The organism is Paenibacillus sp. FJAT-26967, from assembly GCF_001541095.1.
GTDB lineage: Bacteria > Bacillota > Bacilli > Paenibacillales > NBRC-103111 > Paenibacillus_F.
The window spans coordinates 689,553-707,793 of record NZ_LMXH01000002.1; the positions used below are offsets into that span (position 1 = coordinate 689,553).

The 18,241-nt window shown below is 43.0% G+C and carries 31 protein-coding genes; 24 read left to right on the top strand and 7 right to left on the bottom strand.

Features of this window, described 5'->3' with window-relative positions; genetic code table 11:
• Positions 1-56: 56 nt before the first annotated feature.
• The 13 genes from AR333_RS25615 to AR333_RS24635 all read left to right on the top strand — a co-directional run bounded on the left by AR333_RS25615 (position 57) and on the right by AR333_RS24635 (position 7,790).
• On the top strand, positions 57-191 hold the full coding sequence (locus AR333_RS25615; RefSeq protein ID WP_301336121.1) for a hypothetical protein: 135 nt from the start codon (positions 57-59) through the stop codon (positions 189-191).
• Complete coding sequence (locus AR333_RS13055; RefSeq protein ID WP_068775781.1) at positions 188-1,207, top strand: phage late control D family protein; 1,020 nt, start codon at positions 188-190, stop codon at positions 1,205-1,207. The genes AR333_RS25615 and AR333_RS13055 overlap by 4 nt, the downstream gene beginning before the upstream one ends.
• Before the next feature lies 1 nt (position 1,208).
• A complete protein-coding gene (locus AR333_RS13060) occupies positions 1,209-1,625 on the top strand; it encodes a phage baseplate assembly protein V (RefSeq protein ID WP_253735828.1) in 417 nt (138 codons plus the stop codon).
• Positions 1,622-2,011, top strand: a complete 390-nt coding sequence (locus AR333_RS13065) for a phage tail protein (protein ID WP_068775782.1) — start codon at positions 1,622-1,624, stop codon at positions 2,009-2,011. The genes AR333_RS13060 and AR333_RS13065 overlap by 4 nt, the downstream gene beginning before the upstream one ends.
• Positions 2,008-2,328, top strand: a complete 321-nt coding sequence (locus AR333_RS13070; protein ID WP_068775783.1) for a GPW/gp25 family protein — start codon at positions 2,008-2,010, stop codon at positions 2,326-2,328. The genes AR333_RS13065 and AR333_RS13070 overlap by 4 nt, the downstream gene beginning before the upstream one ends.
• A complete protein-coding gene (locus AR333_RS13075) occupies positions 2,325-3,452 on the top strand; it encodes a baseplate J/gp47 family protein (RefSeq protein WP_068775784.1) in 1,128 nt (375 codons plus the stop codon). The genes AR333_RS13070 and AR333_RS13075 overlap by 4 nt, the downstream gene beginning before the upstream one ends.
• Positions 3,445-3,999, top strand: a complete 555-nt coding sequence (locus tag AR333_RS13080; protein WP_068775785.1) for a phage tail protein I — start codon at positions 3,445-3,447, stop codon at positions 3,997-3,999. Before AR333_RS13075 ends, AR333_RS13080 begins: the two co-directional genes overlap by 8 nt.
• 32 nt (positions 4,000-4,031) lie before the next feature.
• The gene (locus AR333_RS13085) at positions 4,032-5,684 is read left to right on the top strand and encodes a phage tail protein (RefSeq protein WP_068775786.1); all 1,653 of its coding nucleotides are present in this window, start codon (positions 4,032-4,034) and stop codon (positions 5,682-5,684) included.
• Positions 5,685-5,695: 11 nt separating this feature from the next.
• A complete protein-coding gene (locus tag AR333_RS13090) occupies positions 5,696-6,004 on the top strand; it encodes a hypothetical protein (protein ID WP_068775787.1) in 309 nt (102 codons plus the stop codon).
• A 52-nt stretch (positions 6,005-6,056) separates the two neighbouring features.
• Positions 6,057-6,290, top strand: a complete 234-nt coding sequence (locus AR333_RS13095) for a hypothetical protein (RefSeq protein WP_068775788.1) — start codon at positions 6,057-6,059, stop codon at positions 6,288-6,290.
• A 27-nt stretch (positions 6,291-6,317) separates the two neighbouring features.
• On the top strand, positions 6,318-6,710 hold the full coding sequence (locus tag AR333_RS13100; RefSeq protein ID WP_068775789.1) for a hypothetical protein: 393 nt from the start codon (positions 6,318-6,320) through the stop codon (positions 6,708-6,710).
• Between the two features lie 65 nt (positions 6,711-6,775).
• Positions 6,776-7,489 carry an N-acetylmuramoyl-L-alanine amidase gene (locus AR333_RS13105; protein WP_084783641.1) on the top strand — a complete coding sequence of 238 codons (714 nt, stop codon included), beginning with the start codon at positions 6,776-6,778 and terminating at the stop codon, positions 7,487-7,489.
• A 130-nt stretch (positions 7,490-7,619) separates the two neighbouring features.
• Positions 7,620-7,790 (top strand): hypothetical protein, encoded by a 171-nt coding sequence (locus AR333_RS24635; protein ID WP_156430902.1) that lies wholly within the window; start codon positions 7,620-7,622, stop codon positions 7,788-7,790.
• Here the strand turns inward: AR333_RS24635 and AR333_RS13110 are convergent.
• Positions 7,774-8,682: a hypothetical protein gene (locus AR333_RS13110; RefSeq protein WP_068775790.1), complete on the bottom strand. Its 909-nt coding sequence runs from the start codon at positions 8,680-8,682 to the stop codon at positions 7,774-7,776. The two genes, AR333_RS24635 and AR333_RS13110, sit on opposite strands and share 17 nt — an antisense overlap.
• 85 nt (positions 8,683-8,767) lie before the next feature.
• Between AR333_RS13110 and AR333_RS13115 the strand changes: the two genes are divergently transcribed.
• A complete protein-coding gene (locus tag AR333_RS13115; RefSeq protein WP_068775791.1) occupies positions 8,768-9,160 on the top strand; it encodes a phage holin, LLH family in 393 nt (130 codons plus the stop codon).
• 76 nt (positions 9,161-9,236) lie between these two features.
• On the opposite strand, the gene AR333_RS13120 is transcribed toward AR333_RS13115, so the two are convergent.
• From AR333_RS13120 to AR333_RS24990, 4 genes are all read right to left on the bottom strand, one after another.
• Positions 9,237-9,659 (bottom strand): hypothetical protein, encoded by a 423-nt coding sequence (locus AR333_RS13120; RefSeq protein ID WP_068775792.1) that lies wholly within the window; start codon positions 9,657-9,659, stop codon positions 9,237-9,239.
• A 298-nt stretch (positions 9,660-9,957) separates the two neighbouring features.
• Positions 9,958-10,185 carry a helix-turn-helix transcriptional regulator gene (locus AR333_RS13125; protein WP_068775793.1) on the bottom strand — a complete coding sequence of 76 codons (228 nt, stop codon included), beginning with the start codon at positions 10,183-10,185 and terminating at the stop codon, positions 9,958-9,960.
• Between the two features lie 178 nt (positions 10,186-10,363).
• On the bottom strand, positions 10,364-11,059 hold the full coding sequence (locus AR333_RS13130) for a hypothetical protein (RefSeq protein WP_068775794.1): 696 nt from the start codon (positions 11,057-11,059) through the stop codon (positions 10,364-10,366).
• A gap of 76 nt (positions 11,060-11,135) precedes the next feature.
• A complete protein-coding gene (locus AR333_RS24990) occupies positions 11,136-11,579 on the bottom strand; it encodes a CPBP family intramembrane glutamic endopeptidase (RefSeq protein WP_172798851.1) in 444 nt (147 codons plus the stop codon).
• 571 nt (positions 11,580-12,150) lie between these two features.
• Between AR333_RS24990 and AR333_RS13145 the strand changes: the two genes are divergently transcribed.
• From AR333_RS13145 to AR333_RS13155, 4 genes are all read left to right on the top strand, one after another.
• Positions 12,151-12,816, top strand: coding sequence for a hypothetical protein (locus AR333_RS13145; RefSeq protein WP_068775797.1), 666 nt, complete (start codon positions 12,151-12,153; stop codon positions 12,814-12,816).
• Positions 12,813-13,355, top strand: a complete 543-nt coding sequence (locus tag AR333_RS13150; protein ID WP_068775798.1) for an accessory gene regulator B family protein — start codon at positions 12,813-12,815, stop codon at positions 13,353-13,355. Before AR333_RS13145 ends, AR333_RS13150 begins: the two co-directional genes overlap by 4 nt.
• A gap of 19 nt (positions 13,356-13,374) precedes the next feature.
• Positions 13,375-13,503, top strand: a complete 129-nt coding sequence (locus AR333_RS24640) for a cyclic lactone autoinducer peptide (RefSeq protein WP_172798852.1) — start codon at positions 13,375-13,377, stop codon at positions 13,501-13,503.
• Positions 13,504-13,571: 68 nt separating this feature from the next.
• Entirely contained in the window at positions 13,572-13,973 is a 402-nt protein-coding gene (locus tag AR333_RS13155; protein WP_156430904.1) for a hypothetical protein, read from the top strand.
• Positions 13,974-14,073: 100 nt separating this feature from the next.
• Here AR333_RS13155 and AR333_RS13160 read toward each other — a convergent pair whose 3' ends face one another.
• On the bottom strand, positions 14,074-14,403 hold the full coding sequence (locus AR333_RS13160) for a hypothetical protein (RefSeq protein WP_068775800.1): 330 nt from the start codon (positions 14,401-14,403) through the stop codon (positions 14,074-14,076).
• A 169-nt stretch (positions 14,404-14,572) separates the two neighbouring features.
• Positions 14,573-14,980 (bottom strand): helix-turn-helix domain-containing protein, encoded by a 408-nt coding sequence (locus tag AR333_RS13165; RefSeq protein ID WP_068775801.1) that lies wholly within the window; start codon positions 14,978-14,980, stop codon positions 14,573-14,575.
• A 113-nt stretch (positions 14,981-15,093) separates the two neighbouring features.
• Here AR333_RS13165 and AR333_RS13170 point away from each other — a divergent pair, with 113 nt between their 5' ends.
• The 6 genes from AR333_RS13170 (at position 15,094) to AR333_RS13190 (ending at position 18,235) form a co-directional block, all read left to right on the top strand.
• A complete protein-coding gene (locus AR333_RS13170) occupies positions 15,094-15,351 on the top strand; it encodes a helix-turn-helix transcriptional regulator (RefSeq protein ID WP_068775802.1) in 258 nt (85 codons plus the stop codon).
• A gap of 351 nt (positions 15,352-15,702) precedes the next feature.
• Complete coding sequence (locus AR333_RS24645; protein ID WP_156430905.1) at positions 15,703-15,849, top strand: hypothetical protein; 147 nt, start codon at positions 15,703-15,705, stop codon at positions 15,847-15,849.
• Complete coding sequence (locus AR333_RS13175) at positions 15,842-16,042, top strand: hypothetical protein (RefSeq protein WP_068775803.1); 201 nt, start codon at positions 15,842-15,844, stop codon at positions 16,040-16,042. Before AR333_RS24645 ends, AR333_RS13175 begins: the two co-directional genes overlap by 8 nt.
• 124 nt (positions 16,043-16,166) lie before the next feature.
• Positions 16,167-17,006: a YqaJ viral recombinase family protein gene (locus AR333_RS13180; RefSeq protein ID WP_253735851.1), complete on the top strand. Its 840-nt coding sequence runs from the start codon at positions 16,167-16,169 to the stop codon at positions 17,004-17,006.
• Positions 16,999-17,883: a recombinase RecT gene (locus AR333_RS13185; RefSeq protein ID WP_084783648.1), complete on the top strand. Its 885-nt coding sequence runs from the start codon at positions 16,999-17,001 to the stop codon at positions 17,881-17,883. The genes AR333_RS13180 and AR333_RS13185 overlap by 8 nt, the downstream gene beginning before the upstream one ends.
• Entirely contained in the window at positions 17,846-18,235 is a 390-nt protein-coding gene (locus tag AR333_RS13190) for a hypothetical protein (protein ID WP_068775805.1), read from the top strand. Before AR333_RS13185 ends, AR333_RS13190 begins: the two co-directional genes overlap by 38 nt.
• The last annotated feature ends 6 nt before the right edge of the window (positions 18,236-18,241 follow it).

Consider the following 18,241-nt stretch of genomic DNA (forward strand, 5'->3'; position numbering starts at 1 on the left):
TACAAGGAGATACCTGGGATGGTATCTCCTTTAAAATTTACGGGAGTGAGCGTTTTATGACGCTACTTATGGGTACCAATCCTGCACAAACCGGTACAGTGATCTTCTCAGCCGGAGAGCAGCTGACAGTTCCGGACAGACCGGCTGAAGCAGCCGACACGCTGCCACCCTGGAAGCAGGTGGGGCATTGAATGCACGCCGAGCTGAACTGGTGATTGAGTATAACGGCAAAAACGTGTCAAAAGCTTTAGCGGAATCACTTCTTGATTTTTCGTACACCGATGCCGCGCCGGGCTCGCTCGATGACCTTCAGATAAACCTGGAGGACCGTGACAGGAAGTGGCAGGGGGCCTGGTCACCTGCTGAGGGGGACCAGATAAAGGCAGAAATACTCGTAAAAAATTGGAACAAAGATGGTGAGTTACTGCGGCTTCCGTGCGGTACATTCGAAGTTGACTCATTTGAATTCTCCGGACCCCCGGATACCGTTAGTATTAAAGCCGTATCTCTCCCGGTGGGGTCAAACATCCGCCAAGAGAAACGGAGCAAGGCGTGGGAAAAGGTGACTCTCAAGACAATAGCAGCGGATATAGCCAAAAAAGCGAATCTGAAGCTGCTGTATTCGGCACCTTTCAATCCGACCTATGAACGTCTTGACCAAACTGAGCAGGCGGACCTCGCATTTTTAAATGATACAGCCACAAAAGAAGGCATTGCGATTAAGGTTTCCGCTGGGCAGCTCGTGCTTTTTGACGAGAGAGAATATGAGCGGAAGGCATCAGTATTGACAATCAAGCCAGGCATTTCAGATTTGATTAGCTATAAATTTTCTTGGAGCATAACCAATGCTGCATATAGAGCTTGTGAGGTCTCATACACAAGCGGCAAAAGCGACAAGCCTATCAAAACAACATTTGTTCCGCCGGGCGCCCCTGCTTCTGGACCCGTTCTTAAAATTAACGAAGAGGTTAAGGGCCAAGCGGAAGCGTTGCGATTGGCCGAAAAGAGCCTCCGAGACAAAAACAAGGAAGTGGGCCGGGCAAGTTTATCTTTAGCAGGAGACATTCGTCTTGCTGCGGGCACAACTATTACTATCACGGGATTCTATCGTTTTGACGGAAAATACTTGGTTGAGAGTGCCGGCCATAAAGTCGGTAGCAGTGGATTTACAACTGATATCGAGATTCGGAAAGTACTGGGGTGGTAGCGTGAACGTAATAAAAAATTTGATTAAATCTGGAATCGTTTCTTCTGTCAATGAAACCTCCGGATCTGTTCGGGTGATATTTACCGATCAGGATGATCTCGTATCGGATGAGTTGCCTGTCCTATCTTTACATGGAGGTTGGTCATCCGGTGCTGCCCTTCCTGCTCCTGGTGAGCGGGTGCTATGTGTGTTTCCAGGGAATGGCCGTTCAACGGGGTATTGTTTGGGAACCTTTTATACCAAAGACAAGATGCCCCCAGGGAATTCAGATCAGCGCGGAACCTGGTTTGAGGACGGTAGTTACGTCTACTATGATCGGTCTTCCAGCGTGCTGCAAGTTAAAGCGAACGGGCGCGTCCGGATCGAGGGCGACTTAGAAGTAACCGGCAGCATTACCAGGGGAGGAACCGTCTTATGATCGGATCGTTAGGTGAAATGGTCTTCGTGGCGAATGCAGAGACCATTCGAACATTTGATGATTTTAAACGCAGCATCGCAGGACGGTGGGCCAAGCATGACATCCTTAGTAAAAAACCTAAGTCTCAACGCATCGGGCCGGGGCTGGATACGATCTCGTTCACCATGCGCTTTGATGTGCGGTATGGTATCAATCCCCGCAAGGAAATGGATAGGCTTGTGGGGCTGGAGCGAGACGGAAAGGCGATGGCCCTGACCATAGGCGGCAAAGGGGTAGGCGTGGGTCTATGGATAATAACCTCAATCGAGCAGCCGTGGGAAATTATAGACAATCAAGGAAACGTATTAAAAGCCTCGGTAAATATATCACTGGAGGAATACGTATGATTTTCACGGTTGATATGTGGCAGGAGCCCCCTATAAACTTCGCGCCGACCCTGGCCGAAGAGGTCGAACAAAATATTCGGACCATTCTTTCCACGCCTGCGGGGTCAGCACCGTTTGCGCGGGACATTGGAATTCCGACGGAGGTCCTGGACGAGCCTATCCCCATTGCAAAGGCAAGGCTGACAGGGCTTATCATTAGCTCCCTTACAGTGCAGGAGCCCCGGACACAGATAGAAGAGGTTACATTTTTTGAAGATGCTTCAGCCGGCCGCCTGGTGCCGGTAATACGTTACACCATAAAGGAGGGCAGCACATGAGCCTCTACGATTTACCAGATTTAAAGTTTGTAGATGACGACCCCACCGCAACGGTCAACAACATAATAGCCATGTACGAGGCGCTTACTGAGAGCCAGCTTATGCCGGGCGATCCCAGGCGCCTCTTTTTAAATACGCTGGGGAATATCATTGTGCAGCAGCGGGTGCTGATAAACCAGACGGCCAAGCAAAATTATCTACGTTATGCTTCCCGGCCTGTTTTGCAGCACATGGGGGCTATGGTAGGAGTGACTGACCTGCCCGCAGCGGCAGCCCGTACAACGATTAAAATAACACTGTCTACACCGCTGACATCGGCAACCATCATTCCAGCCGGGACCCGGATAGGGCCTCAAGGCGGGGGCGGATCATTATTTTTTACAACTCAGGAGGTCGCAGAGATCAAGTCCGCGCAAGTGAGCACGACAGTAACCGCTCTCTGCTCTCTGCCTGGTATTGCTGGCAATGGGTTTTTGCCCGGGCAGCTCAATGTCCTGATTGATCCGCTGCCCTTTGTGCAGGCCGTGACCAACTTGACGGAGAGCGCAGGCGGAGCAGAGGCGGAGTCCGATGATTCGTTTCGTGAGCGCATTCGCGCCGCGCCGGAATCCTTCTCAACCGCAGGTCCGGAGGGTGCATACGAGTTTTGGGCCAAGTCCGCAAGCTCCGCGATTATTGACGTCGGCGTTGATTCGCCGTTAGAAGGGCGTGTTACAGTGATTCCCCTCCTGGCAGGCGGCGAGTTGCCAACACAGGAAGTCCTGGATGCAGTCAAGGAGGCCGTTAATGATCGACGGGTTAGACCATTAACAGACCATGTGACAGTTGTAGAGCCAGAGACCGTGAGCTATAACATTGAGCTAACTTACTGGGTATCTCAGAGCCGTGCGGCTGACTCTAGCCATATTCAGACGGCCGTCATGAATGCGGTGGATGATTACCGGGTATGGCAAAAATCGAAGCTTGGCCGGGATATCAACCCGTCAGTATTAATCTCGCGCGTTATGGCTGCTGGAGCACTCAGGGTCAATGTGGTTAGCCCAACATATACGGAGTTGACGACATTGAAAGTCGCCCAGGATGCTCAGGTTTCTGTCACATATGGGGGGCTGTCAGATGATTGATATACAGCACGTCAGCCTCCTTGATCTCTTACCGCCAAATCTAAGGCGTGACGAGTCAGTACATGCGGCTGCTCTGGCGCTTGACAGTGAGCTGCAGGTGATAAGTGCGCGGATACGTGAATTATCCATTCTGGACCGGCTGGATATCTTAAGCAATGAAGAAGCGGACGAACTTGCTTGGCAGTTTCATATTGATTTCTACGACCCGAATCTACCGATTGAACAAAAGCGTGAACTGGTCAAGAACGCAATATCCTGGCACAAGCGAAAGGGCACTCCATCGGCGGTGGAAGAGCTGATCACGGCATTATTCGGCGAGGGTCGCGTCGAGGAATGGTTCGAGTACGGCGGGCAGCCGTTCCGCTTTCAAGTGATAACGAACAACCCCGAAGTGACCCAGGCGCGGGCACAGGAGTTTTACAGAGCGGTTGAATCCGTTAAGCGACTCAGTGCCAAGCTTGAACGGGTGATTATCTCTCAGACTGAAAACCTATCGCTCTATTATGGAGCAGTGATTCTTGTTAGCGAAAAAATATCAATCAAGTAGGTGGTTTTGTGTCCACATTCGGGGGCAACGGATTGACTAATAAAGGTATTTCCTTACAAGCGAAGGCGCAAGCGGGAAAGCCGCTAAAGTATACAAGATTTGTGCTAGGTGACGGACAACTAGCCGGGCAATCTATTGCCGCATTAGCAAAAGTAATCAGCGCAAAAATGACCATTGAAGTTAGTAGATTGAAGATGAATCCTCCTAAACAAGCAATAATTGGATTTGTTTTGTCAAATCAAGATGTTGCAAATGGCTTTTATTTTAGAGAGCTTGGCTTATACGCCTTAGATCCTGATGAAGGAGAGATTCTGTACTGGTATGCTAACGCTGGAGAGACTGCGGATTATATACCGCCTGCAAACGGAAGCGACGTAATAGCGAAAAACTTCGATGTTTCAGTGTTCGTGGGCCAAGCTGCTAATGTTTCGGCTATTATTAATAATTCTCTGGTTTATGCAACACAGGACGATTTATCCGACGCGGAACTGCGGATCAAGCAATACACCGATCAGCAAATCGCCGGTCTTGATTTGACCATGACAGGCCAACAGATTTTAGCGGAGCTCACGAAGGTAGACGGGGCTGGAAGCAAACTTGATGCTGATCTGCTGCAGGGGAAAGATCCTTCTGCTTTTTTGGAGAAAGCAACAGGCGGAACAGTAAGAGGTCCAATTGTCATGGACACGACGGGTAACAATGGAAAGCAGCTCTCCGTCAATATGTGGGGCGACCTGAGCGCAAGCAGCGGCGGTCAGACCGTGTGGGGCAATAACTGCTATGTAGACCAGGGCGGCAAGCACCGGTATTCTAATACGCACGCTACCCTTGGTGCGGCTGGAATACGGATCAATTACGGCAACATCGAATTTTTTAACACTGGCCGGATCGCGACGACAGCAGGCGCGGAATTTACACCGGATTGGAAGCCTCTGGTGGCTGCCGGCAAGGTGTTTGCTGACTATTTGGGGGGGCAGCTTGCCTCTAAATACGTTCGGAATAACTATGGCTATTGGCCGGGCAATGATGCAAACACCTGTACAACCCCGGGCTCCTATATGTTTACCAACGGATCAGCAAACACGCCAAATGGAGACTGGTGTACGGTCCTAGTTTTTGGCGAGGGTGCTATGGGAAGGGTTGTCCAGATGGCAAATGTATGGAATTTGGGCAATGACATATTTGTACGTAGATATAACAACGGATGGAGCCAATGGACAAGAATCCAGACGGATGAAAATACTCCTATGACTCGTGTGAGTAACGGAAAATTTGAATTTTGGGATGGGGGAGGATGGAAACGAGTGGGTGCTAATAAAAAATTGCTTTTACCAATTCCCTCTGGGTCTGTTTATTTAGCGTCTAATCCGAATTTTGTGGATGTTTTTAATTATCAGGGTAATTGCCGGATTCGGGATCTGAAATTACAGATAACGGGTGGATCAACGGAGAAATCCACCCGTATTAATTTTTACATTGATGAACAGCTAATGGTAGATACATTTGTAGTAGCAAATAACACTGTCGCTTTTTTGAATACTGTTGGAGATGCCTTTAACTATTTTCGATCTGAAAATCTTGAGTTACCTGTCGGATTTAGTTTCCGTATCGCTATTAAATATAACGTAATAAATGCCACGGGCGCCAGGGTAACCGTAGATCCATTGCTCGAAGTAGATGTATAGAGGGAGGCCATATGAACGTCACCTATTATGAAAGAGATGGGCTGGAGTATCGTAGAGTTGAGTATGAGAACGGATCAGTTGTGGAAAGTGGCGTAGCCGATCGTATTGAGACCATAAGGCTAGACTCAGAAAATGTAGAGGACATATTATTTAAATTCGACAAGGAAACGGATCAATATATAGAACATAGCCGATCTGTTCGCCATTCAGTTCTTCTGCCCGGTCCTAAAAGTAATGAAGAATTGGAAGCAGAAAATAAAGAACTTTCATCGCGACTATCGGACATCGAGCTTGCGCTTGCCGAACTATTTGCAGTTTAACGAAAGGGATCTCACAGAGGTCTCTTTTTTACATCATAAGGAGGGCTACATCATGGCATTAGCAGATTTTAAAATCCGTATTATCGCGAACGCTTGCATAACTCGGTACACCAACGGTGAGGGCGGAATCATAGCCATCGTAAACAGTTACAACCTGGCAAGTGATGACAAGGAAAGCACGCTTGCACACGTATATTCCAAGCGTCCGGATATTAACCCGGAAACTGTAGAAGAAAGTTTGTCAACACCAGCTAAAACAGATGTCGAAGGGCATGAGAAAGGGTAATGATATATAGAAGGAGCTGAAGACCAAATGACTCCTGAAGCGATGGACTACGGGGTACAGATTGACAGGTTGAACCGGGAAAGCCTTCAATATCGGGCGGAGCTTGATTCTCTTAAACAAAGTTCTATTCAAACTGATATGCAAGTACAGTTAATGGCCGCAAATTTAAAAAGCACCGATAATCTAGTCGATCAGGTGCTTAAGAAGTTTGACGGTTTCGAGCAGCGGGTTTTCAGCACATTGAGCGACATTACGCGCAACAATGCGGAGCTGCTGCAGTTTGTGACCCGGGAGAACATTAAGGAGCGCGTTGCCGGCACGAAGGAACGGACAAGCTCTCAAGCAGCTTGGATGAACTTTGCCAAGTATGTGATTGGGGTAACGATTGGTATCATTGTCACTTATCTTTTCAGTAAATAAATATCACGTATAGGGCTTTCCGGCTGCGGTCGGAGAGCCTCTTTATTTTCGAAGGAGGGAAGCCCATGAAAAAGGTTCTGATTGTACTCGAATGTGACCCAGGACACGGCGGCACTGATTCGGGCGCGGTTGCTAATGGATTAAGAGAGAAGGATCTAACGCTAAAAATGGCCCAGTTGATCGGTAAGTATCTTTCGGGGCGTGTAGATGTGCGTTTCACGCGTACCGCGGATAAATACGTGGGACTTTCAGAGCGCGCAAATAAGGCGAACAAGGAGGGAGTTGATTACTTCCTGTCCATCCACTTTAACAAAGGTGGTGGCACCGGCTTTGAATCGTTTGTTTATTTGGGTGCGGACAAGGGGCGGACCGCAGCAGTTCGTTCTAAAATCCACGACAAGGTGGCCGCTGTTTTCAAACGGTACGGTTTGAGGGACCGTGGAAAGAAAGAAGCAGACTTTGCCGTCCTGCGCGAAACCACAATGCCGGCGGTGCTGCTTGAATATGGATTCCTGGACAGTGCCAAAGATTCCGCCCTATTCAAAGATGATAATTTCCTGGACGAATTGGCCCGCGCAACGGCTGATGGTCTGGCGGAAGCGTTTGACCTGCCCGCAGCTGAACCTGCAAACGATCCGCTGCAGGACGCTCTGAGCAAGCTGCAAAAGGCTGGCGTAATTGACTCGCCGGATTACTGGACAGCCAATGCCCGCGCGGGGGGGACGGTCAAAGGGGACTATGCGGCGCTGCTTATCAAACGTTTGGCTGATAAATTATAGGCCTCTTTTAAAAGACAAATAAAAACGCTGTCCAAAATGTATTTTTAGGCAGCGTTTTAATATATAGGTAATATACTGATGAATACAATTTAGTGTGTATGATATACTAAATCAAAAAGGGGGGATGCAAATGTTTAATCGAAAATCTATAGGTGCTTTTATTTCCCGTGGCTTTCGGGAAACAGAAGAAAAAAAGCAAGATTTCGATAATAAATATCAGCAAACCTCAGATCGGATAAGTAATGCTCGTCAAAAGATGATGGAACGGTCAGAAAAACGCAATATCACTCGAAATAAATAGCTACCGGGGAGACAATTATGTCTCCCTTTTCCATTAAATTGACTTCATCAACAAAGCTGTCCATCATTTGGTTTGTAAGTGTTGAGAGCTCCCTAAAATTCCCGTTTTCTTTAAACATATTTAAATCAAAGTCTATAAATTCCCTCGTTAATTTTCCAAGCACCGTGATTTCAATTTTTGAACTTGTCCCATATTTAAAAATTAAATCTTCTGATGTATTTCTTAAAAATTCGGACTTCAGTGGTGAAAAGAATTTTCCTTGTTTCAGGCAGACTTCGGAAGGTAAGGCATTTTGTAGATAACTGGTAAAAAAATCAAATGCTTCAAAAGCTGTTTGTATGCCAGGATCATTTGTCAGGCTTTCATCCGGAGTATCGTTTAGCTTCTCGGTTAAAGACATTAGTTTTGTCATAATATCTTTGTTTACCATTTTACGGATATAGGATACATCAAAGATGCTAAATGTGGCTTTGATTTTAATATACTTGCCTAATTTGTATTTTGAGTATTCACCGTCTGTGCAACAAAGCATATCTGGCCTTGAATCAATATATGACTCAAAGTCATTAAGAGCATTATCATGCAGTTGCGTTGAGATAATTTCTTTTCCGATATCTAATTGGCTTAAGCTATAAGACTCATCTATTTTCTGTTTATTAGTATATTTATAAGTTACCTCTCCAGAAGGAGTAACGAAAAGGAAAGGGATATTAACACTCCCTGTGGAGAACTTTCCACTCACATCATGAGTAGATTCTTCCTGTTTCATGTCTGTGGTGGTCGATGTTTGTTGGTCCGTTATTTCTCTAGTAAAATTTACTGGAAGTCCTTGGTTCACTTGAGCCATGAAAGAGTGCAAAAAAGAAGTATCCAAATATACGATTTCTTTCATATAATCAATCCCCTTTACAATTTAATATTTTTACATCATACATTTTTTAGAACAATTTTCCAACTATATTATAGGAGGGATGCAGATGTCAGAACAGATAACAGAGATTCTAACGCCTCTTGTGCTTGCACTAGTGACCGCCTTGGTGAGCGTTTTAACCGTGGCGATTACCGCAGGCAAGACCCTCGCTATCAACTGGCTACAGGCGCGTACCAGCGCCGCGCAACAGGAGGTAATTGGCCGGATCGCCCGGGAAGCGATGGCCTACGCCGAAAAATATGCCATCCCGAAGGGTGTAGCCAAGCTTGATGAGGCGATGGATTACGCCGCCCAGGAGCTACGGCAGCGAGGGATAAACGTGGACAGTAAAAAGCTGCGTGGCGTGATCGAGGCCGCATGGATGGAGCATAACAAGACCATTGCGCCCAAGACTACCTTAGAGATAACCACAGATATAGCAAAGGTAGAGACAACCTAAATACATCAAACCCCCGTGCCAATGGCCGGGGGTTTCTTTTTATTCAGTAAGAGCCAGCATCTATTAGTTCTAAATTTTACAAACTATCAATGACTTTTTTGTATTTTTCAAAATTGGATTTTTCCATTTTGCCTGGCATCATTATTAATACATCACCCTTAGCGGCCGTGTGAGAAAAAAACATGGCAGATGTCTTGCCGAGTTCATCATAATGTTTTTTGAGCTCTTCTAAATCCTTCTGCTTTTCAAAAATAAATATGCGTCCTGCTGACTTCTCTCCCAGTGAAGGTAAAAAGATACGCTTACCTTCCTTAAATTTCATTGGAGCAAGGCCCATATCTTCAGAAACGATATCCGCTGGGTTCTCTGCTTCTAATCCCGCTTCCTTAAATTTGGACACTACATCATCCGATTTCACAGACGGTTCACTTGAACAAGCAGACCCAAAAACCAACAACATAGCAACAACCAGTAATAACCCGAAACTTTTTTTAAACAACGTGGTGCCCCCTAAATCTGATTTAAATAGCAAAATTAGTCTATCAGATACAGGAAAATAAAACCATACAATATGTAACATTTAATTACCCGTTAATAATTCTAGATAGATAATCAGAGTTAGGTATAAACCACCAAAAATATAAATGAAAAAAAACAGAGCCAATAATAGCTCGCCTAATTCTCCATTCACTTTTCTTCTTTTCATATTAATAGCCTCACTCATTTAGTTTACAGTAATTGTAAACTATTTAACCCTATAAGGTCAAAACGTCCGTTGGAGAGAGAGCATAGTTTGCTCACCACCGCTTACCTGCTTCATCTACCCATTCATACAAATCATCTATACTACAATCAAAGATTATTGCAGCTTCCTTTGATTTGGTCAAAGATAGTTGCCGTTCTCCCTTGATGACTTTGTGAATAAAGGAATCTGAAAGCTTGAGTCGTCGGGCTAGTTGGGCTTGTGTCATTCCGGCTTGCGCCAGAAGTATAGGTAAGCGGCTCCTCTCAATACGGAGCGCCAAAGATGTACCTCCCTGCTGCTGATTATCTGACTTAAATTATACCACGCTTAAGATTTGTTTGACATCGAAGCACTTGGATACACAGAGAAAAAGCCGGACCGAAGAGGGACCGACTGAAGAGAACTATACACGCGAGTATATATTCAGAGAGCGCCTGGTACATTCGTGGATACGGGATTTATTTCTTTGACTTTTTGGTTATTTGGATTTCTCCACTGTGAATTCTATCCAATAATATGGCATCTAGGTATCTTATGAGCTCTTTAATTTTAGTAATATCTCGGTAAAAAATATCTCTAAATATAAATTTAATGCTCGAAACGATCAAGATAAGCCCTGCTGCTGAAATTAAAAACAAAATAGATCTAGAAAAGACAACAGGCATTAGTTGGTCTTTAAAAGAACTTGATATAAGATTATTCCACAACGGAATTAACAATGCTAACCCCAATCCACTGATTAAAAATTTGTAATTGCTTTTGTATTCAATCTCATTTTTAAGATTGTGAATTAATTTTTCCAACTGCTCATTTGAGCCTATTCTTTGCTTTATGTATGACTCTAGCTTTTTAAATCTTTGTCTTTCAAATTCCTTACCGCCCCATATTAACTCTTGCTTACTAATACCATAAACTTTTTTTATGATCCTTTTATTATGTTGGTTTATGATTACAAGGATTATTAAGCAAATTGCTAAACAAATATAGGCATAAATTTGTTGATTTGAAAAAAATGTTAAATACAAACCTATGAAAACTGATGCCATGTAAAAAATAAAATAGGACAATAGTACAAATCTATTCATGTGTTTATAGACTAGTTTCCCCATTCCCAACTCATCTTTATAATATTGAATGACTTCTTCTTGAATCAAGAATTTCGCCCCTATCATGATTTTATAAAATGTAACAAAAAAATTTTATCAAAAAGAGTTAATATAATCCATAACTTTATGAACATTTTGTTATGGTAGAAGATGCCATCTTAACAAAAATTATTTTGAGATCATACAAAATGTGAAATATGATCGGAAGCATGAGGTTCCCCGTTATAAAGTAAAGCCACACCATGACAGCACCGAATCCGAGAGAAGATACGACTCCTGATAGCCCTTGAGAAAAGTGCCCAAGAGCAAAAATTGTTGTGACTATGATAACTGCGATAATCGGAGACAGGCTTAATTTTTCAATGGCTAGATTATACATATACCCTCTGAATATAATTTCCTCCGAAATCCCTATAGATACTGCGACAGGAATATATAGCTTCAACTCAGTAGGAGTAATAGGCAACAAATAATTTTTTTCATTTACTTGATCGCTGACTAAATTTCTAAATTTTGCATTGTACTTTATCAAAAAAAACGGAATGATGGAAGTAATTAGGTAATACAAAAATGTTACTCCTAACAGAATGTCGAAGAGCAAGTTGAAGCTGATGCTATGCTTAACAGTAAAGGGTGCTTGTAGCAAAAAAATGAAAGTAGTTATAAGCAAATTGCAAGTAAGGATTATGAAGTAATACCGCTGCTTATTAAGTGTGGATGGATTCCGCTTAAGTTTACCAAGCTGCACATGACTGGTTAATGGAATAAGTATTAAAACAAGTGTGAGCATAAGCGTATGGAATAACAAAATTACACCACCTTAATTTTTGATAAAGACCCATCAAGTATATTGACTGTAAATATTTTCTTCGTTATGATAAATGTAACATTAATCAAATGAAATTAACAACCATTTTTAGGAGGGAAAGGATAATGCCTAGAGGAGGTAAACGCGAAGGTGCTGGACGGAAGGTACTTGGCGCAACACGAAGGGTATCATTAACTCTCCCGGCAGAATTGTGGGAAGTAATAGACGAAACGGGACAGCCACTCTCCACAGTTCTAAGGCAGATAATAATTGAATCGAAATCATTAAAGAAGAAAATGAATTTGAAATCAATTGAGGAGTCGTGAGGGCTGTGAACTTCGTAATGCTCTTAGAATTTATATCTATAACTATCTTTGTATCATCTTTCATAGCAATGAACTATGCTATTTTCAAAATTCCAATACGAAAAAATATTGAACAAATTTTATTTATCGGTTTAATAGTTGGATCGACTAATTTTATATTTAAAGTGGCGTTGGATAATGAATATTTTATCTTTGCACAGACTCTAATCTACATAATTTTGTTAGTAATATTAAGGAAATATCCTATATATTACGCTTTTGCAGTAGCTACAATCGGATCGTTAATTGTATCCTTCATGGATGCTATCGTTACAATTACAGCACTCCAATTGGAAGTTAGTTCTCTTGAGTCAATGAAAGATAACCTTGCACATGCTATAAGTTTCAACCTGATACTTACCGCTTTTTGTATATTGACTGCATACATAGTAGTTAAATTCAGAATCAGCTTTTCTTTCATGGTCAGTAGATTCAAGTCACTGGATATCGTTTGGAATATACTTTTTGTTGTTGGTAATGTTGTCTTGCAGATCACAGCTAAAGGGCTCCGAGTGAATTCGACACCAGGGTTGCTCATTATTTTTATTGGCGTCATTACGTTAGTTGTTCTTATATATAGCTACCTAAAAAACAAAAAAACATTAATAGATAGACATGGTGGTGACAAATGAATTACGTAAACAAGTATGCAGATTCATTGGCTAACAAGATAAAATCTGCTTATCCAGAAGGATCTTCGGTTGAAGTTAATAGGTTGGGCTTAATCGTAATTTTGAACCAATTAATAGTGATGAGCCTGGTGTTATTAATTTGCTTGTTTACGGGTCATTTTTGGAGCGCGTTTCTATGCTCCATAGTTTATCCGATCCTTAGAGATAACAGCGGCGGATTTCACTTTCGATCATCCACTATTTGTAATATCATTACAGCTACTTTTGTTATTATTGCAGTGCATTCATCCTTCCCATTTTGGAATGCAGGGTTTATTTTGAATTTAGGAGCAGCAATAATATTATTCATTTATGCTCCCAGCGGGATCAAGCAAAGTCGCCTTGATAAAAAATATTATCCTTTAATCAAGCTTTTGGCGGTACTAATCGTAAGTATTAATTTCTTTTTGCAGTGGGAAGTTCTTTCTGTACTTTTTTTTATTCAAGCGTGCACGACTATCACTTTTTTTCAAAAGGTGCTAGATAAATATAATTTATGATATGAGAGGAGGATACGATATGAAGCGAATCGTAGCTATGTTAGCAGATAAACTACTAACCAGGACTGCAAGACAAGTGACGCATAAAGCATGTTGGTGGGGATGTCATCGCCCTGAGGATGTACCACAAGAACTTTTTCAAAAATGATTTTAGAGTCCCTGCCTGAAAATGGCGGGGATTTTTTTGTTTACTCCGAAGTGCAAAGGGAACTATAATTGAGAACGAATGTTCGAAAAGGGGCGATGCGCGTGGAGGAAAAGGAATTAGTTATAAGGCATTCAATTTTACTTATTACGCGAGATGTTGTTGAGCAGAGCCTAGCGAAAATACAACTTGAGAACCTTTTACTAAGACAGTTATACGTAGGAGCTTCGAGGATCGCTTTGAACGAGGTGATCCAAGACATACAGGAGGTACGGAAGGAGTTGGGAAAACGGGGCATCAGAGTATATGAAAATGAAAATTTAAATGGTTCGATGCGCGTTAAATATACTTCTGAGAGCCAGCAAAATGATTTGACATTGAACCGTGATGAGGTCAAGTCGATGGTTAGTTTAAACATACAAAATTATATAGGTGATGTAAAAGAGAAATTTGAAAAGGCCACTGCTTGGTGAAAATGATAGAGTAAAACAAAAAAGACCAGGGATGCTTTCCCATGGTCTTTTTGCACCGATGCTTTCGGGTGACTAAATTATACCAAATGTGTCATTAATGTCAATCAATTTGTGACTTGTAATTCCAAAGTTTTATAAGAGCAAGGCGATGCAGCTTGTTCGCCAATGGTTTCACTTCATTTGTGAGTAGAATATACTGTGTGCCCGGATGAGTAAGATGTCTATTAACGAGCTGCGCGCAGGCGAGGTCTTGAAGTTCTAATTCAATGTTAGCGTTCAGCATGATTCTATAGGTTTTTTCGCCGCTAACGTTGTAAAATCCAGCATAATCCCCTAAATCTTCATAGTGCATTATTTTAATTCCCAAATGCCTAGCAGCAGCAAATGGACTATGTATACCTATTTCTTGGTAAACTCTCTCAATGGACATCCACTGTCCCTCCCTTTATTTCTTTATATTCCATGATAGAGTGGCAAGACCTCCTGTGGGCTGAGTTGTTGAGAGAGCAGAGTTAATCCAGGGATTAGTCAACCACGTATGTACGATCAAAAATAGGCGTTAACATCTATGACAGTTTGTGAAGGTAATATATCACACGTTAATTAGAATTTCTTCCTTTTTTTTCTTCCTCAATATCTTGTAAGAAGATAAATTCCATAAATTTCATAACCTGCTTCATTTTCTCTTCGTTTAGCCCATCCTTAGACCGCAGCATTTCCTCTGTTGATTTCATAAATTTGTTGTACAATAACAATTCCTCTTGAGTGCGACCTTCCAAATCATAGTTATCACCGTAAGGATTTTCTGTTCTGCCGAGCAAGTAGTCAGCGGATACTTTTAATATGTCAGCGATTTTGGCGAGAATATTACTGGGAGGGATATTACGATTGTGTTCGTAACTCGAAAAACTGGCACGTTTGATGCCAAGTTTATCAGCCATATCATCTTGGGTGTAACCCCGGATTAGTCTATATTCTTGTATACGTTCGCCTGTTGTTTTTTTCATGAGTATAATTGACCTCCTCGATATGATACTATAAATATCGTTATTTATACTTGCGTGATTTTAAATGTCGTGTTATATTCGTTTTACCGATAACTGGAAGGAGGTGAAACAAGATGCGTAAGACGAAAAGAAATGTCTCCAGAGTGCCTGTACTGCGCCAACAGTTTAGGGCAAAAAGGAAATTGAGTCACCGTGAGCTGGGTGAAAAGGTCGGGGTCACGGAGGCGACTGTTCGATCTACGGAGAATGGGAGGATTGACCCAAGTATCTTTATGGCTTTTGTATATTCGGTTTATTTAGATACTAAAGTGGAAGACTTGTTCTCCGATATTTTAGAAAGGGCAAAAGCCCATTTGGATATGACCTCATGACAATCTGAAATTAATGCGTATTATCAATACCGTTATTCTTAATCTACTATCAGTATAAAGCGATATTCTGAGTATCGCAATACGGAACGTTTGTTTGTAAAAGTCTTCCTTTTTCAAAGGGGCTTATATCGTTATGCCTATGATGATATTTTAAATGTCGATATATCAATAAACGACACTCCAAGATGCGGAGGTGCAGCGTTTTGAACAAACCTTATGCGCTGAGTTTGATACGAGCTTTGCTGCACGAAATACAGTTTGATGAATCGCTAGAGCCGGAATTTCAAGCAGAGTGCGCCCAAATGCTGAAAGGGTTGGAATCTAAAATATCAACGGACAGGGGATAGAAAAATGACTCTATTGAGATTAAATCAACGTTTAGAGATTCATCAGCATTTGATTAAGCTTTACAGGCTGCTGAGCGCAAACATCCTGCCTGCGGGCGAAGACTGGGTGCTTGGAGAAATTGCAGAATTGGAGGTTGAGTTGGATGCCTAACCTTGATCGTTTTGGAGTAGGCCGCCGTGATCCTCAAGATGTCCCGGAGTCGGCTTATCACTGCCAAGATTGCGATGAAGTTATGGAAATCGGGGCAGCTGCTTGGGAACTATGTGGTGGGATTTGGTGTTCGGATAGATGCTTCGCACGTTCGGTCGGAACCCTTATTAAAGTCGGGGAGCATGACGTATGAACGAAGAAACTGGTGACTTCGGTCTCTTTGTCGGAATGCTCTGGGCGTTGTCTATATACGGATGGGCTGCCCTGATTGGATGGTGGGTGTGGTGTTAGCTAAACGTCTGGTTAGCACGACCAATATGACGCATGACGATTGGCTGCAATGGAGAAGAAGGGGGATAGGTGGGTCAGACGTTGCGCCTATTTGCAACATGAGCCGTTATAGGTCACCAATGGAGGTGTACTTGGACAAAATCGGTGAGATACCTCCTATACCAGATAACCCAAGGATGGAGGCAGGACACAAGCTAGAGCCGCTTATAGCCGAATGGTTTGCTGAGAAAACAGGCTATAAGGTATGGCGTAAAAATTGTATCTTCCAGCACCCGGATCATGATTTTATGTTAGCCAATATAGACCGCTGGCTTCCCGGTCTTAACGCTGGCTTGGAGTGTAAAAACACTTCGGAGTACAGCCGGGATGATTGGTCAGGCACACAAGCACCTGTTGAGTACATCCTTCAATGTAACCATTATATGGCTGTAACAGGCGCAGATCGTTGGTTCTTAGCTGTGTTGATTGGTGGATGGGATCTTCACTGGTGCGTAGTTGAGAGAGACGAGAGCCTAATCGAAAACCTGATCACAATTGAAAGAGACTTCTGGTTTAACGTAATTCTAACCCAGACTCCACCTGAATTCTCACATCAAGATACCTCACGATTAAACGAAATGTACCCCACCTCAGTTTCTACATCAATCGACTTAGAAGAGTCGGCGTATCCTATCATTCAGCAACTACACGAAGCAAGGAAAATAAAAGCCAATGTCCTAGAGCAAGAAGAGACTGCAAAGAACCGGCTTAAAGCAATGATGGGTGAAGCAGATAAAGCTTATTGGCAAGGTGAACTCGCCTTTACTTGGAAGACTACCGCGAGAGGAAGAACATTCAAAGTAATCGGAGGTCGGGGAAATGAGTAAACAAGTTGATCAAAGCGACATTTCTAAGCAGCTTGCCACTAAGGTAAATAACCCTCCTGCAGAAAAGTCAAAGACCGTTTTTGATCTTATTAAGTCGATGGGAGATGGATTCAAGCGCGCGTTACCTGAACACATCGGTCATGAAAGGTTTGTTCGCATAGCTTTAACAATCGTAAAAACAAACCCTAAGTTGATGAAATGTGATGCTATGAGCATCATAGCTGCCTTAATGCAATCTGCTCAATTGGGGCTTGAGCCTAATACTCCAACAAAGGAAGCCCATCTTATCCCGAGATCAAATAAACGAATTGTTGACGGGAAGGAAATATGGGTGGATGAAGCTCAATTTCAAATCGGCTACAGAGGATTGGTGAAATTGGTATGGCAATCGGGGATAGTTTCTGAAATTGATTGCGACATGATTTGTGAAGGAGACAAAATAGTCTACGAAAAAGGGAAAGACGGGACATTTAATCATATTCCTCTTATTGATGGCGAACGTGGTGAGCCTTATGCCTACTATGCCTATGCTGTAACCAAAGATGGTGGCTTTGTCTGCACGGTGATGTCAAAGAAAGAAATTATAAAACACGCACATAAATTCACGAAATCTAAAGATAAAAAGAGCGGAGAACTATACGGTCCGTGGAAAGATGATTTTGATAGCATGGCACTAAAAACAGTATTGATTGCGCTAAGTGATAAGAAGCTTCCTAAGAGTTCAGCACTTCAACAAATGATTGCTCAAGACGGCACTATCAAAAGAGAAGTTAGTGATGACATGTCCGAAGTTGTCGATGTAACGGATTATACCGTGGTGTTAGAGGATGGTGAAGGCGATGTTCCGGCTGAATCCGGCTCCGAAACCAAAGCATAGACGGATTAAGCCAAAGCGTGGCGACCTTACACGGATTACGGATAAGGTCCGTAAAGAAGTTGAGAGGCGCAGCAAGGGACGGTGCGAACGCTGCGGCTGCACAAGGGCTAAACATTGGTTTGAACATGCTCATTTAATTAACGCTTCACAACTCGGCAGCGGCGGTGAGCCTTGGAATATAGCGAAGCTCTGCGGACCGAGAACGGCAACAGGGACATGTCATCAGTTTGCGGACGATACCGCAACCGGACGCGAATGGTGTATGGATTATCGTTTTGAATTGATTGCTTATTACACCGATGGGGCAGGATCCGAAATATGGCCCTATGACGGTCCAAGCGAGAGAAAGTAGGTGGTG

Excerpts from the sequence above, each read along its gene's own strand:
- AR333_RS25615 (WP_301336121.1), top strand. The coding sequence starts at position 57 with ATGACGCTACTTATGGGTACCAATCCTGCACAAACCGGTACAGTGATC.
- AR333_RS13065 (WP_068775782.1), top strand. The coding sequence starts at position 1,622 with ATGATCGGATCGTTAGGTGAAATGGTCTTCGTGGCGAATGCAGAGACC.
- AR333_RS13070 (WP_068775783.1), top strand. The coding sequence starts at position 2,008 with ATGATTTTCACGGTTGATATGTGGCAGGAGCCCCCTATAAACTTCGCG.
- AR333_RS13075 (WP_068775784.1), top strand. The coding sequence starts at position 2,325 with ATGAGCCTCTACGATTTACCAGATTTAAAGTTTGTAGATGACGACCCC.
- AR333_RS13080 (WP_068775785.1), top strand. The coding sequence starts at position 3,445 with ATGATTGATATACAGCACGTCAGCCTCCTTGATCTCTTACCGCCAAAT.
- AR333_RS13090 (WP_068775787.1), top strand. The coding sequence starts at position 5,696 with ATGAACGTCACCTATTATGAAAGAGATGGGCTGGAGTATCGTAGAGTT.
- AR333_RS13095 (WP_068775788.1), top strand. The coding sequence starts at position 6,057 with ATGGCATTAGCAGATTTTAAAATCCGTATTATCGCGAACGCTTGCATA.
- AR333_RS13100 (WP_068775789.1), top strand. The coding sequence starts at position 6,318 with ATGACTCCTGAAGCGATGGACTACGGGGTACAGATTGACAGGTTGAAC.
- AR333_RS13105 (WP_084783641.1), top strand. The coding sequence starts at position 6,776 with ATGAAAAAGGTTCTGATTGTACTCGAATGTGACCCAGGACACGGCGGC.
- AR333_RS24635 (WP_156430902.1), top strand. The coding sequence starts at position 7,620 with ATGTTTAATCGAAAATCTATAGGTGCTTTTATTTCCCGTGGCTTTCGG.
- AR333_RS13110 (WP_068775790.1), bottom strand. The coding sequence starts at position 8,682 with ATGAAAGAAATCGTATATTTGGATACTTCTTTTTTGCACTCTTTCATG.
- AR333_RS13115 (WP_068775791.1), top strand. The coding sequence starts at position 8,768 with ATGTCAGAACAGATAACAGAGATTCTAACGCCTCTTGTGCTTGCACTA.
- AR333_RS13150 (WP_068775798.1), top strand. The coding sequence starts at position 12,813 with ATGAATTACGTAAACAAGTATGCAGATTCATTGGCTAACAAGATAAAA.
- AR333_RS24640 (WP_172798852.1), top strand. The coding sequence starts at position 13,375 with ATGAAGCGAATCGTAGCTATGTTAGCAGATAAACTACTAACCAGGACT.
- AR333_RS13160 (WP_068775800.1), bottom strand. The coding sequence starts at position 14,403 with ATGTCCATTGAGAGAGTTTACCAAGAAATAGGTATACATAGTCCATTT.
- AR333_RS13165 (WP_068775801.1), bottom strand. The coding sequence starts at position 14,980 with ATGAAAAAAACAACAGGCGAACGTATACAAGAATATAGACTAATCCGG.
- AR333_RS13170 (WP_068775802.1), top strand. The coding sequence starts at position 15,094 with ATGCGTAAGACGAAAAGAAATGTCTCCAGAGTGCCTGTACTGCGCCAA.
- AR333_RS24645 (WP_156430905.1), top strand. The coding sequence starts at position 15,703 with ATGACTCTATTGAGATTAAATCAACGTTTAGAGATTCATCAGCATTTG.
- AR333_RS13175 (WP_068775803.1), top strand. The coding sequence starts at position 15,842 with ATGCCTAACCTTGATCGTTTTGGAGTAGGCCGCCGTGATCCTCAAGAT.
- AR333_RS13180 (WP_253735851.1), top strand. The coding sequence starts at position 16,167 with ATGACGCATGACGATTGGCTGCAATGGAGAAGAAGGGGGATAGGTGGG.
- AR333_RS13185 (WP_084783648.1), top strand. The coding sequence starts at position 16,999 with ATGAGTAAACAAGTTGATCAAAGCGACATTTCTAAGCAGCTTGCCACT.
- AR333_RS13190 (WP_068775805.1), top strand. The coding sequence starts at position 17,846 with ATGTTCCGGCTGAATCCGGCTCCGAAACCAAAGCATAGACGGATTAAG.